Consider the following 11990-nt stretch of genomic DNA (forward strand, 5'->3'; position numbering starts at 1 on the left):
CGGGTATTTTCTCTCCGTTTGACATCACGCAGTCGTTGCCGCTGATGTGCGAGGTGTTTTCAAAGTTGACGATGATTCCTCTTCCGACGATCATGAACGACGTGTGCTGCTCGAGCTTTCGCGACAGCTCGGTAAACGAGATGCGTACCTTGGTCTGCGCGTTCATCGTGAATATCTCGCAGTAGTTCGAGTCGGAAAACACATAGAGGATATCCGACAGCACAAATTTGTCCGCGCCGATTTCGATGACCTCTATGTGCTTGCCGAGCGCTCTTGCCGCGTCGTCGAGTACCTTAGAGATCCTGTCGGCGGTGTATGGCTTGATCACGTAGTCGAAGGCGTGGCAGGGAAACGCCTGCGCCATGAATTCCCTGCTCGAGGTTATGAAAATCAGCAGGGTAGAGAGGTTGGCTTCACGCAGCGACCGCGCTGTTTCGATACCGTTTTTGCCCTCCATGATGATGTCCATAAATACGATGTCAAAGCTCGTGCTTTGAATCGCCCGCGAAAAGCTCTCGCCGCTTTGGTAGGTGCAGATCTCCGCGGGGAGGTTGTTTTCGGAAGCCCATGAGGTGATATAGCTGCTGAGCTTATTTTGCTCTGTCAGTTTGTCGTCGACAATTGCAATCTTCATATTTTATTGCTCTCCGTGATATGTTTCTGAAACAAATTTTACCACTCTCAGCCCGAAAATACAACAGATTTTAAAAAAATAAAGCGGCCGCCTCAAGGGCAGCCGCCAAAAGAATTTGAAATTTTACGCGTTCTTAGCCATAACGGTTGTTACGCCGGTAGCCGCGTCTGTAACGGAGAGGGTCTCATTCTCAGCGGAATAAGTAAACTCGGGAGAGCTTCCCTCAAAAGCGGTCTTTACGGTTGTGCCGTCGACGGTGTAGGTGCCCTCAACAGTTGTGCCGAGACCTGTGCAGGTAGCCTTGCCGTTGCCGTCGAAGGCGTATGTGATCTCGAGAGTGCTTGCCTCAACACCGTTGAGCGCAGCATAATCAGCTACGGAATACTCGGTACCCTCAGCGTCTACAAATGCTGAAGTAACCCACTCGCCGGAGATGCCGTCATTCTCGGTTTCAGCAGCTGCAACGGTTGTAGCTTCCTCAGCGGCAGCAGTTGTGCTCTCGGCAGCGGAAGAAGAATTGTTGTTACCGCCGCAGCCGGCAAATACGGAAGCAGCAAGTACGCAAGCTGCAAGTATTGCGATTGTCTTTTTCATTCATAATACCTCATTTATATTATATTACGGCAACATAAAGCCGCACTTAATATTATACTATATTTTTCCAACCATTCAACTACCATTCGTCCCTAAAAATAACCGTTCGTCCCAAGATACTTGTGCTGAACCACAATTTTATATATATTTATAGAGGTTAATAATAAAAAAATTATCAAAATGGACGTGAGCGAATAATCCGGAAGGGCATGTCCCGCACGGTGTCTGGAAATATGATTTCCGGCGTGAAGATGCCCGTTCCGGACAGTGCGGCAAAGGACAGCGGAAATACAACAAACAACTCAAACGGTGCAGTCAAGACAGATAAAGCCTTCCCTGCGCTGATTGTGCACACCGTGATGATTTCCGTATGCGCCATAGCTTACATAAGGAGGAAATACCTGATTGACAAAGCAAAATAACAAGAAAAAGCTGATTATAATCATCGTTGCGGCAGTCGTGCTGATTGCCGCGGCGACAGCGGGAATTCTCGTGCTGACGGGAGTTTTCAATCCAAAGACAAATGACAGCAAGGGCGTTGTCGGCGTTATATCCGATGGCTGGGACACGGGCATTGAGGACAAGGGCGAGCAGAAAAAGAGCGGCACCCGGATCCCCGGCTACTCCACGGCTGAGATGAACGCGGGCGACAAGACACTCAAAATCAGTATCGGCAACCCCAAGGATAACACCGTCGGAATGTTCGCTGCCATCAAGCTCGACGACGGCACCGTGCTCTATGAATCTGAGCTGCTCAAGCCCGGGCAGGGCCTGACAGAGGTTCCGCTCACGCAAACGCTCGAGAAGGGCGAATACAACGCGGTGGTTGCCTATCAGTGCGTATTGCTCGACGAGGAGAATACGCCGCTCAACGCAGCCGAATCAGGATTTACGCTCATTGTAAAGTGACTTTATAATATCTTTTATTTGAAAGTACATTTTATATGAAATGGTCAGCAACGTAATATTTTTCAGGCTGAAAGACAATTCTTAATCAAAACCGAACGGCTCTGTTGCCGCAGTGAACAGAGCCGTTTTATTATTTGTCACCCAAAACTTGATAAATAAAGAAAACTGTGCTATAATAACTAATTGCAAATTATTATTAGTGTTTGGTGTTTTATGAAAAGATTCGGAATTACAGCGCTGATAGCGGCGCTTTGCGTGGTTTTCTCCGCCTGCGGCAGCGGAGAGCAGCCCGTAACTACCACGGCTCCCGAGGTCGTGATCCAGGCCGCCAAGGATAAAAACAAGGTCTCCGTCGCGCGTGAGGAGAGCTTTGAATACACAGACAACAACGGCAACAGCTACAGCGCGTCCTACCGCATTCCCTCAATCAACCTCGACAGCGAGGACGCGGAGGAAGCGAATGAGGAGATCACCGACAAATATACTCCCGACTTCGAAAAGGCTGAGCAGGAGAGTGCCGCGAGGATCGGTCTGACCTGCGACTCCCTCGATTACGAGAAGTTCGAGAACGAGGGTGTGCTGAGCGTAGTCATCAGGCGCGTGTACTACTCCCACGCGGTCGACTACTCCGTCTATAACTTCAACGCAAAGACAGGCTCATCTCTCGGCAGCGATGACGTTGCCAAGGCGGCGAAGTTCAGCACGGAAGAGGTTCAGGAGGCTCTGAAAAAGGAGCTCGAGAAGGACTACGTTTCGAAATACAAGAACGCGAAGCCCGAAAATTACGAGGAAAATCTCGAAAAAACGCTCTCTGAGGATAACCTCGGCAAGGCGATGATCTACCTCGGCAAGGACGGAAAGCTGACCGCAATCTGCAAGGAGTACGCGAGCGTAGGCGCGGGCGAGTTCTCGGTCGTGCTCACGCTGAAATAAGACAAAGAAAAAGACACCCTAGGGTGTCTTTTTGCTTTATGGCCTGAGAACCGCACTGAACTCGATCACGCCGTCCTGATAGCTGACGTCGAGCTTGCCGCGGTATTGTCTGACAATGCTGTCCGCGATCGACAGTCCTATGCCGAAGCCGCCCTTGTCGATATTGTGCGACTGATCCTCGCGGTAGAAGCGGTCGAGGAAGCGTGTGTAGTCCACGTCCTTGCCCTCGGCGTAGTTGTTCGAAACGGCGATCTTCACGCCCTTGCCCTTCTGGTGCAGGGTTACCTTGATCTCGCCGTCGTCGTCGCAGTATTTTATCGCGTTGTCGACGAATAGCGTGACGAGCTGCTGTATCTGGGATTCGCTCGCGACCATATGGATTTCCCCGGGGATATCCATTGTGAGTGTCTTGCCGTTCTGCTTTGCGACAGGCGCGAAGGCTTCGGCTGCCTTTGTCACGGCATCAGAAACGTCAACATCGCTTCTGCCTTCCTTGTTTGCCTTCTCGTCCGCCTTTGCTATGAGAACGAGGTTGGAGATAAGCCCCGTCATACGGTCAACCTGATTCATCGTCGACTCGTTCCACTCGTCCTCGCCGTGCATCATCATCTCAAGCTCCGTGTTCGCGCGGATAACGGCGAGAGGAGTTTTGAGCTCGTGGCTTGCGTTGGTGATGAACCTCTTCTGGTTCTCGGCGTTGCGGATTTCGGGACGGATAGCGCGGTTCGAGAAGATCCTGATAATCAGGTAACTCAGCGCCGAACCGAAAATGCTCAGTATCAGCACGGTTGATCCTATTCTCCGCTGGTCGGCGATCTGATTGGCGACGTTCAGGAACACGACGACGGTCTGACCGTCGCTTTTGTCCACCTTGTAGCGGTAGTTGCCCATCCAGCCGTATTCGTTGCCTTGCTTGAGCGCTTCGTCGGCATAGGCGAAGGCGCTGTCCTCGTCAATCTCGTTGATGTGAGCGGTAATGGGGTTTGTGTCACCCTCGTCCTGAAAGACGACCGCGAAGTAACGCATACCGAAAATCGACTCCGAACCCTCGTTGATCTTAGTGTTGAATAACTCGCGGAGAGTTTCCATGAAGATTTCTGTGAAATTGTCATCGGAAGAGTTTGCGCTGTCGTAGCTCGCGCCGTCCCAGTGACGGACGGGAGTGTCAAAATCGACCTCGCCGCCCTTTTCAACGAGGTAGTTGAGCGCGTTGTCCATCTGGCGGACAGATGTGATGTAGTTTACATAGTAAATCATGCTGCCCATGATCAGCATGACGGAGAACAGCGAGATGAAAGAAATCGTGATGAACTTCCGCCTGAGCTTTTTTATTGCATGCTCATTCATGTGACCACCTCTATTTCAGAATGTAGCCCTGAGTCTCGTCGCCCTCGATGACCGTCTCGGACGCGATAGCCTTCAGCTTGCGCTTTAGGTATGAGATGTACAGCCACACCGTGTCAGGCTGTACGTCGGGCTCGCGGCTCCAGATCTGGTTCATTATGTAATCGACGGAAACCGCGTGTTCCCTGTGGAGCATCAGAAGCTGCATGAGCTCGAACTCCTTGACCGAAAGGCGCACGCTGTTTTCGGCGGCAAGCTCAAAGGTCTGGGCGCGCAGATGGACGTCGTTAAAGCTCAGGTCGTTTTTGGTGTATTCGGTTTTGCGGCGGGTCATCGCGCGCACCCTCGCGAGCAGCTCCTTCATCGCGAAGGGCTTTGTGAGGTAGTCGTCCGCGCCCGCATCGAGTCCAGCAACTCTGTCGTCTATCTCTGCCTTCGCGGTCAGCATGATCACAGGTGTGAGGATATTCTTTTCGCGCACCTCGCGCAGAACCTCGATACCGTCCTTTTTAGGCATCATGATATCGAGTATCAGGCAGTCATAGCCCTCTGTGTTGATGCGCTCCATCGCTTCCTCGCCGTCAAAGGCGGGGTCGACGTCGTATCCCTCGTGGTTCAGAACGGCGCATATAACCTTGTTTAAATCAGCGGTATCTTCCGCTAACAAAATCTTCATATCTTCACTTCCTTATGCTTCAAGAATCATATCGCGGATAGTCTGCATCGACAGGTCGGTCGAGGCGAGCTCGTCGGCGCAGCGTTTCAGCTCCTCTTCGATCAGAGCGGCGCGGCTGCCGACGGACTTTTTGTACTTTAGGTGGTGCTCAAGCGCTGCCCATGTGTCCATCGAGATCGTCCGCAGCTGAATTTCGGCAAAGTATCCCGCCTTTGTGCGCAGGATCATGTGGTAGCTGCGGTAGCCGTTTGGTTTTGCGCGGCGGATATAGTCCTTTTCCTTTATTACCTCGTATTCGTCCGACGCCTTGAGATAGTCGCGGATAGTGTAAACGTCGTCGACGAACGCGCAAACGATCCTCAGACCGATCGCGTCGGTAAGAACCTCCAGCGCGGACTCTGCCGTTTCGGGAAGATTGTTGCGGCGGCATTTCTCGCGCATGCTTTCCTCGGATTTAATGCGGCAGAGGCAGTGCTCAACTGGATCCATGCTCAGCTTCTGCTCCATCTCGGCGCGGATCTCGCCGATGTGCTTCATTATGCCGTCCATAACCTTTTCGAGCGCGGGACGGCGCGCGCCGTAGATGCTTTCTTGTACTTCCATTGTTTTCTCCGTAATGGTTTTCTAATATGATAACAGAAAAATTTTTCTTTCACAAGTAGTATCAGAAAATCGTCACATAATTTTCAGCCGCTTTTTGCTCTTGATAATTGCATAGATTTATGCAATTTACGCTGATTTTCCGGGATAAGTGAAAGGAGGGATATGATGAAGGAAAATATGTTCCGCGCTCTTTTCGCGGCGGCGATAGGCGCTCTGGCGGCATACGCGGGAATTCTGCTCGTGCCGCTGTGCGTGCTGGCGGCGGTAATGATAATCGACTACGCCACGGGAATCGCGGCGGCATGGTCGTGCAAGCTGCTCAGCAGCCGCGTCGGCGTCAAGGGGATCGTCAAGAAGGTCGCCTACCTCGCGCTCGTCGCGGTCGGAATGGTTGTCGATTATCTGATCTCCTCGGCGCTCGTGCACGTCGGGGTGGACATTTTGGTCAACTACTGCTTCGGCATGATGATCTCGGTCTGGCTGATAATCAACGAGCTGCTCTCGATTCTCGAGAACCTCGGGAGATTGGGAATACCTCTGCCTGATTTTCTTGTCAGAGCCGTCGAGAGACTCAGGGACGGGGTTGACCGCCGCACAAAATAACGGAAAAAAGCGCTTCCGCCGAGGAAGCGCTTTTTGACTAGTCTTCGTAGGGAACGAAATCCTCTTTGCCTACGCCGCAAACGGGGCAGCACCAATCGTCCGGGATATCCTCAAACGCGGTGCCGGGAGCGATACCGCCGTCGGGATCGCCCTCTGCGGGATCATAGATGTAGCCGCAGGGCTCGCACATATATTTCATGTTCAAAACTCCTTTCATCATGTTAGCCTAATTATACACGAAACCAATAGGTTAGTCAAGATGAAAATTGGGTAAAATTACAGCAAATGAGCTCTGAGTTCCTCGCCCGATTCCCTGCAGAGATATGCAGGCGCGATGTCGAATACGGTCTTTGCGCCGCTTGCGCCTTCTGCGTTCAGTCTTACCGCCGCTCTCGCGAACGCGACAAGCACCGAGCCTGTGAATTCGGGGTTTGAGTCGAGGTTGAGGCTGTACTCAATGACGTGCTTTGTGCCGTCTGAGGTGGTGCCCGAGTAGATCACGGAGCCGCCGTGGGGCAGACCGCTGTGGTTTGCCTTCATCTCCTCTGCGTCGATGAAGTGAACGGTTGTGTCGTAGTCGGCGAAGTAGTTGGGCATGGTCTTGATCTCGTTTTCGATGCGAGCCAGATCAGCGCCCTCCTCGGCAACGACGAAGCACTCTCTGAGGTGCTTTTCGCGGGTGCTCAGATCGGGATTCTCGCCGCTTCTGACGCGCTCGAGAGCCTCGGGAACGGGAATCGTGTACTGACGCGCGTCGAGCACGCCGTCGATTCTTCTGACAGCGTCGGAGTGACCCTGGCTCACGCCCTTGCCCCAGAAGGTGTACGCCTGACCGTCGGGCAGAACCGCGCCGGCGTATACTCTGTTGAGCGAGAACATACCGGGATCCCAGCCGCAGGAGATGATACCTACCTTGCCTGCGGACTTCGCTGCCTTGTCGACGTTTGCGAAGTGCTCGGGAACCCTTGCGTGGGTGTCAAAGCTGTCGATAACGTTATACATAGCCGCGTACTTGGGGGTCATCTCGGGCAGGTCGGTCGCTGAACCGCCGCAGATAACGAGAATGTCAAGCTCTTCCTTGCCTGTGTCGAGGTCTGCGGTGCTCTTTACCGCCGCTGTCGGGGTTTTGATGGTAAGTGTTGAGGGGTCGCGGCGGGTGTAAACAGCCACAAGCTCCATATCGTCGTTTTTCTTGATGGCAGCCTCAACGCCTCTGCCGAGGTTGCCGTAGCCCAAAATACCTACTTTGATCATACAATTATTCCTCCTGTATCAGTCTGCAATTTTCAGTGATATATCGAACGCCTTGACGGAGTGGGTGATAGCTCCCATAGAGATAATATCCACGCCTGTCTCGGCAATTTCTCTCAGTCTGTCCTCGGTGACGTTGCCGCTCGCCTCGAGCAGCGCCTTGCCGCCTGTGATCTGAACCGCGTCGCGCATCATTTCGCAGGTCATGTTGTCGAGCATGATAACGTCGACTCCTGCCTCAAGCGCCTGACCGAGCTCGTCAAGGTTGCGCACCTCGAGCTCAACCTTGGTCATGTGACCGAGCTTCTCCTTGAGCTTTGCGACGGCGTTCTTGATGCCGCCGCCCGCGTCAACGTGGTTATCCTTTAGCATGGCCGCGTCGGAGAGGTTGTAGCGGTGGTTCCTTCCGCCGCCGACGGTTACAGCGTACTTCTGGAGCGGACGCAGACCGGGCAGGGTCTTTCTGGTATCGGCTATGGACGCGTTTGTGCCCTTGATGATTTTTACCGCCTTGTTTGTCGCGGTGGCGACGCCGCTCATGTGCTGGATAAGGTTGAGCGCGGTGCGTTCGCCCTTGAGGATAGTGCGCGTCTTGCCCTTGATCTCGGCGATGATATCGCCCTTCTGCAGCTCGTCGCCGTCCTTCTTGTAGACGGTCGCCTCAAAGCCCTCGGGCTGTAAAATTTTGAATACTCTCAGCGCGATATCGATACCGCAGAGGATACCGTCGTCCTTCGCGAGAAAGCGCGCGGTGTTTTCCTGTTCCTCGTCGATGAGATAGTCGGTGGTGACGTCGAGGTAGTTGATATCCTCGAGCAGCGCGGTTTTGATGATGTTGTCCACGTAGATGCTGTTAATCATGATTGACCCTCCCGAACTTCGTCCAGAATTATGCTCGCAACAATTGCGATGCTCTTGGCTTCAACGAGGTCGGACGAAATTTCATAGCTCTCGCTGAACAGCTGTTTAATTATCTCCTCAACCTTTTTGTAGCTCTCGTCGTACTTTTCGGGCTTAGGGAGAACGAAGTATGTATCCTGCAAAATCGCGCGTATCTGCGAGCGGAAGCCCGACGGCATTTTTTTGCCTGTGATCGGGCGGTGGGCAGGCTCCAGACCGAGGGGTTTTCTTCCGTACTTCTGCAGCTTGCGCGTGATATCCTCGGCGGCGGTTCTCGAATACACGAGAGCCTCGAGCAGAGAGTTGCTCGCGAGTCTGTTCGCGCCGTGAACGCCCGTGTGAGCGCATTCTCCTGCCGCGTACAGTCCGTCGATAGAGGTTTCTGAGTGCAGATTTACGTCGATACCGCCCATCAGGTAGTGCTGACAGGGATAGACGGGTATCCATTCCTTGGTGATGTCGATTCCCTCTTCAAGACACTTTGCGTAAATCATCGGGAAGCGGCTCTTTATGAAGTCCGCGGGCTTGTGGGTGATGTCTAGATAGAACTTCTCGCTGTTGGTTCTCAGAGCCTCGCGCGCGATAGCGTTCGACACAACGTCGCGCGGAGCAAGCTCGCCGCGCTTGTCGTAGTTGTGGGCGAAGCGCTCGCCGTTGCAGTTGAGCAGAACAGCGCCTTCACCTCTGACTGCTTCCGAAATCAGAAAGCGCTCGCGGTTAGCCTCTGCGGCAAACGCTGTGGGGTGGAACTGAACGCGCGAGAGGTTACGGATTTTCGCGCCGAGCATGTACGCGAACGCGATTCCGTCGCCCGTTGCGATAGCGGAGTTTGTGGTGTATTGATATACCCTGCCGATGCCGCCTGTCGCGAGCAGGCAGTAGTTGCAGCCGTAGTACAGGCTCTTGCCGTCCTTTAGTACGCTCAGATAGAAGCCGCCGAGCGTCTTGTGCATGGAGTAGAGCAGGGCGTTCTCGAGAATATCGACGTTTGGCAGTTTTCTGACCTGTTCAATCAGCGCGTCGACTATCGCCTTGCCGGTGGAGTCCTTGTGGTGGACAATGCGGTGGCGGCTGTGACCTGCCTCGAGAGTCTTGCACATGGTGCCGTCGGGGTTGAGGTCGTAGTCAACGCCGAGATCCTTTGTGCGCAGCACGTCCGCAGGACCTTCTTTGACGAGCTTTTCGACCGCCGAAAGGGTGTTTTTGTACTTGCCTGCGACGAGGGTATCGTTGATATGCAGCTTGTAGTTGTCATGTACGGTGTCGAGCACACATGCAACGCCGCCCTGAGCGAGGGAGGAGTTGGACAGCGGCAGTTCGCGCTTTGAAATCAGGAGCACGCTGACGCTCTCGGGAAAGTTCAGCGCGGCATAAAGACCTGCCGCACCTGTGCCGACTATCACCGCGTCGTATCGTTTATCCATATGGTTACCTCAAAAAAATTATTTACATTCTTCCAAATTTATATTATACTACTTTATAAGTAAATAGTAAATAATAATTTTAAATTCTGAAGGAAATAAAATCTTATGGCTATGATTGAAAACGAAGAAAAAATCACCCGCGCGCTGCTCGTCAGCGTCGATACGGGCGACTTTGACGCGGAAGCGTCTCTTTCTGAGCTCGAGGAGCTTGTAAAGAGCGCGGGCGCCGAGCCTGAGTTCACCCTGACCCAGAAGCTGCAGCGACCCGAGAGCGCGACCTTTGTTGGCTCGGGCAAGCTGCAGGAGATAAAGGAGCTCTGCGAGGCTCAGGAGCTCGATCTGATCGTTGTTGACAGCGAGCTGAGCCCGACCCAGATAAAAAACATAGAAAACTTCACTGACGTGCGTGTGATCGACCGCACCACGCTGATTCTCGACATCTTCGCGCAGCGCGCCCGCTCAAAGGAGGGCAAGCTGCAGGTTGAGCTCGCGCAGCTCAAGTATCTGCTGCCGCGCCTGACGGGTAAGGGTATCGAGATGTCGCGTCTCGGAGGCGGTATCGGCACGCGCGGCCCCGGTGAAACTAAGATCGAAACAGACCGCCGTCATATCCGCCGCCGCATGGAGACATTGAAGGAAGAGCTCGCCGAGGTTGAAAAGCACCGCCATATGCTGCGCCGCCGCCGCGAAAAGGACGGCGTAATCACCTGTGCGATCGTCGGCTACACAAACGCCGGCAAGTCTACGCTGATGAATACTCTCACCGACGCGGGCGTGCTCGCGCAGGACAAGCTGTTCGCGACTCTTGACCCGACCTCGCGCGCCTTGAAGCTGCCGAGCGGAGTTTCGGTCATGCTTATCGACACCGTAGGTCTTGTCCGCAGACTGCCGCACCATCTTGTTGAGGCGTTCCGCTCAACGCTCGAGGAAGCCGCGCAGTCGGACATTATCATCAATCTCTGCGATGCCTCAAGCGAGGAGGCGAGGGTTCATCTCAGCGTGACAAACGACCTGCTCGAATCTCTCGGTGCTCAGGACAGACCGATCATCACCGTGCTCAACAAGTGCGACCTGCTCGACGACAGCGTTATGCCGCTCGAGTTCGAAAACTGTGTCAAGATAAGCGCAAGGACAGGCGAGGGCATCGACAGGCTGCTCAACGCGATCGAAAATAACCTGCCCGTCCGTATGAAGCGCGTAAGTCTGCTCATTCCGTTTGCAGACGCGGGTATTGTCAGCGAAATCCGCGACAAGGGAACCTTGATCTCTGAGGAATATACCGCCGAGGGTGTTGAGGTCGAGGCGATCGCCGACGAGATTCTGTACGCGAAGCTCTCGCGCTTTGAGAAATAAGGAGACAGACCCATGGAATTGATCACCTCTATAGACTTTGCAATTCTGGATTTTATCCAGGCGGCAATCAAAAACTTCATTCTCGACCCCGTAATGCTTGTGCTCAGCTACAGCGGCGACAAGGGCGCGATATGGATTATAATCGGACTTATAATGCTCTTTTTCCGCAAGACGCGCGTTACGGGCGTAATGGTGCTCGCGGCACTTTTGCTCGGGCTTATTATGGGCGAATACGGACTGAAATTTATCGTATGCCGTCCGCGCCCGTTTGTGGTCAACACTGACGTTACGCTCAATATCGTAGCACCGTCGGGCTACAGCTTTCCGTCTGGACACACAATCGCGGCGTTTTCGTCGGCGCTGATTATTGCTGTCAGGGAAAGACGCGCGTTCGGCATTTCGGCATACGTTCTCGCGGCGCTGATAGCGTTCTCGAGGTTATATAACTACGTGCACTTTCCGACGGACGTTCTCGCAGGCATGGCGATAGGAACCATCGCCGCGCTTATTGTGATCTTTATCTTCAAAAAGACGAAGCTCGACAAAAAGATTGAAAGCATCGGCAAAAAGAAAAATGTAGCGTAATACCACTCAACTATATTATATAAAAATACTTGATTTTCAGAATTAACTATGTTATAATAGCGAAAGACGCAAGCAGTCAACGCGTGCAAATAAGTGAGCGGCAGGCCCTGTGCGATTGGGGCCTGTGAACCATGTCAGGCGGGGAACCGAGCAGCATTAAGCAGTGTTTCCGATGCGATAC

15 protein-coding genes and 1 other RNA gene are annotated in these 11990 nt (G+C 53.3%); 7 read left to right on the forward strand and 9 right to left on the reverse strand.

Annotated features, from left to right (window positions below; translation table 11 throughout):
• A partial coding sequence (locus JKK62_RS08730; protein WP_201427578.1) for a LytR/AlgR family response regulator transcription factor occupies window positions 1–634 on the reverse strand: 634 nt, incomplete at its 3' end.
• 123 nt (window positions 635–757) lie between these two features.
• Entirely contained in the window at window positions 758–1228 is a 471-nt protein-coding gene (locus JKK62_RS08735) for a DUF5640 domain-containing protein (RefSeq protein WP_201427579.1), read from the reverse strand.
• Between the two features lie 233 nt (window positions 1229–1461).
• Between JKK62_RS08735 and JKK62_RS08740 the strand changes: the two genes are divergently transcribed.
• The 3 genes from JKK62_RS08740 to JKK62_RS08750 all read left to right on the forward strand — a co-directional run bounded on the left by JKK62_RS08740 (window position 1462) and on the right by JKK62_RS08750 (window position 3070).
• Window positions 1462–1650, forward strand: a complete 189-nt coding sequence (locus tag JKK62_RS08740; RefSeq protein WP_201427580.1) for a hypothetical protein — start codon at window positions 1462–1464, stop codon at window positions 1648–1650.
• Entirely contained in the window at window positions 1634–2137 is a 504-nt protein-coding gene (locus tag JKK62_RS08745; protein ID WP_186833983.1) for a hypothetical protein, read from the forward strand. The genes JKK62_RS08740 and JKK62_RS08745 overlap by 17 nt, the downstream gene beginning before the upstream one ends.
• A gap of 213 nt (window positions 2138–2350) precedes the next feature.
• The gene (locus tag JKK62_RS08750) at window positions 2351–3070 is read left to right on the forward strand and encodes a hypothetical protein (protein WP_201427581.1); all 720 of its coding nucleotides are present in this window, start codon (window positions 2351–2353) and stop codon (window positions 3068–3070) included.
• A gap of 36 nt (window positions 3071–3106) precedes the next feature.
• Here JKK62_RS08750 and JKK62_RS08755 read toward each other — a convergent pair whose 3' ends face one another.
• From JKK62_RS08755 to JKK62_RS08765, 3 genes are read right to left on the reverse strand one after another with little or no spacing between them, the layout of a single operon-like run.
• On the reverse strand, window positions 3107–4417 hold the full coding sequence (locus tag JKK62_RS08755) for a sensor histidine kinase (RefSeq protein ID WP_186833985.1): 1311 nt from the start codon (window positions 4415–4417) through the stop codon (window positions 3107–3109).
• A 10-nt stretch (window positions 4418–4427) separates the two neighbouring features.
• On the reverse strand, window positions 4428–5090 hold the full coding sequence (locus JKK62_RS08760) for a response regulator transcription factor (protein WP_186833986.1): 663 nt from the start codon (window positions 5088–5090) through the stop codon (window positions 4428–4430).
• A 12-nt stretch (window positions 5091–5102) separates the two neighbouring features.
• A complete protein-coding gene (locus JKK62_RS08765; RefSeq protein ID WP_201427582.1) occupies window positions 5103–5693 on the reverse strand; it encodes a GTP pyrophosphokinase in 591 nt (196 codons plus the stop codon).
• A gap of 162 nt (window positions 5694–5855) precedes the next feature.
• Between JKK62_RS08765 and JKK62_RS08770 the strand changes: the two genes are divergently transcribed.
• Entirely contained in the window at window positions 5856–6296 is a 441-nt protein-coding gene (locus JKK62_RS08770) for a phage holin family protein (RefSeq protein ID WP_201427583.1), read from the forward strand.
• 37 nt (window positions 6297–6333) lie between these two features.
• Here the strand turns inward: JKK62_RS08770 and rd are convergent, their stop codons facing one another.
• From rd to JKK62_RS08790, 4 genes are all read right to left on the reverse strand, one after another.
• Window positions 6334–6495: a rubredoxin gene (gene rd / locus JKK62_RS08775; protein ID WP_186833989.1), complete on the reverse strand. Its 162-nt coding sequence runs from the start codon at window positions 6493–6495 to the stop codon at window positions 6334–6336.
• Between the two features lie 77 nt (window positions 6496–6572).
• Window positions 6573–7550 (reverse strand): diaminopimelate dehydrogenase, encoded by a 978-nt coding sequence (locus JKK62_RS08780; RefSeq protein WP_186833990.1) that lies wholly within the window; start codon window positions 7548–7550, stop codon window positions 6573–6575.
• An 18-nt stretch (window positions 7551–7568) separates the two neighbouring features.
• The gene (gene nadC / locus JKK62_RS08785) at window positions 7569–8408 is read right to left on the reverse strand and encodes a carboxylating nicotinate-nucleotide diphosphorylase (protein ID WP_186833991.1); all 840 of its coding nucleotides are present in this window, start codon (window positions 8406–8408) and stop codon (window positions 7569–7571) included.
• Window positions 8405–9871, reverse strand: coding sequence for an L-aspartate oxidase (locus JKK62_RS08790; RefSeq protein WP_186833992.1), 1467 nt, complete (start codon window positions 9869–9871; stop codon window positions 8405–8407). The genes nadC and JKK62_RS08790 overlap by 4 nt, the downstream gene beginning before the upstream one ends.
• Before the next feature lie 105 nt (window positions 9872–9976).
• On the opposite strand from JKK62_RS08790, the gene hflX reads away from it, so the two are divergent.
• The 3 genes from hflX to ffs form a co-directional block, all read left to right on the forward strand.
• Window positions 9977–11224, forward strand: a complete 1248-nt coding sequence (hflX, locus tag JKK62_RS08795) for a GTPase HflX (RefSeq protein ID WP_186833993.1) — start codon at window positions 9977–9979, stop codon at window positions 11222–11224.
• A 12-nt stretch (window positions 11225–11236) separates the two neighbouring features.
• Complete coding sequence (locus tag JKK62_RS08800) at window positions 11237–11809, forward strand: phosphatase PAP2 family protein (RefSeq protein WP_186833994.1); 573 nt, start codon at window positions 11237–11239, stop codon at window positions 11807–11809.
• Between the two features lie 98 nt (window positions 11810–11907).
• Window positions 11908–11990: signal recognition particle sRNA small type (gene ffs, locus JKK62_RS08805), an RNA gene on the forward strand; the annotation flags it as partial.

The sequence above is a fragment of the Ruminococcus difficilis genome (genome assembly GCF_016680995.1).

What these genes read in the sequence shown, in the direction of transcription:
- JKK62_RS08740 (WP_201427580.1), top strand. Translation starts at nt 1,462, where the DNA reads ATGATTTCCGGCGTGAAGATGCCCGTTCCGGACAGTGCGGCAAAGGAC.
- JKK62_RS08780 (WP_186833990.1), bottom strand. Translation starts at nt 7,550, where the DNA reads ATGATCAAAGTAGGTATTTTGGGCTACGGCAACCTCGGCAGAGGCGTT.
- JKK62_RS08770 (WP_201427583.1), top strand. Translation starts at nt 5,856, where the DNA reads ATGATGAAGGAAAATATGTTCCGCGCTCTTTTCGCGGCGGCGATAGGC.
- JKK62_RS08800 (WP_186833994.1), top strand. Translation starts at nt 11,237, where the DNA reads ATGGAATTGATCACCTCTATAGACTTTGCAATTCTGGATTTTATCCAG.
- hflX (WP_186833993.1), top strand. Translation starts at nt 9,977, where the DNA reads ATGGCTATGATTGAAAACGAAGAAAAAATCACCCGCGCGCTGCTCGTC.
- JKK62_RS08790 (WP_186833992.1), bottom strand. Translation starts at nt 9,871, where the DNA reads ATGGATAAACGATACGACGCGGTGATAGTCGGCACAGGTGCGGCAGGT.
- JKK62_RS08735 (WP_201427579.1), bottom strand. Translation starts at nt 1,228, where the DNA reads ATGAAAAAGACAATCGCAATACTTGCAGCTTGCGTACTTGCTGCTTCC.
- JKK62_RS08765 (WP_201427582.1), bottom strand. Translation starts at nt 5,693, where the DNA reads ATGGAAGTACAAGAAAGCATCTACGGCGCGCGCCGTCCCGCGCTCGAA.
- rd (WP_186833989.1), bottom strand. Translation starts at nt 6,495, where the DNA reads ATGAAATATATGTGCGAGCCCTGCGGCTACATCTATGATCCCGCAGAG.
- JKK62_RS08760 (WP_186833986.1), bottom strand. Translation starts at nt 5,090, where the DNA reads ATGAAGATTTTGTTAGCGGAAGATACCGCTGATTTAAACAAGGTTATA.
- JKK62_RS08755 (WP_186833985.1), bottom strand. Translation starts at nt 4,417, where the DNA reads ATGAATGAGCATGCAATAAAAAAGCTCAGGCGGAAGTTCATCACGATT.
- nadC (WP_186833991.1), bottom strand. Translation starts at nt 8,408, where the DNA reads ATGATTAACAGCATCTACGTGGACAACATCATCAAAACCGCGCTGCTC.
- JKK62_RS08750 (WP_201427581.1), top strand. Translation starts at nt 2,351, where the DNA reads ATGAAAAGATTCGGAATTACAGCGCTGATAGCGGCGCTTTGCGTGGTT.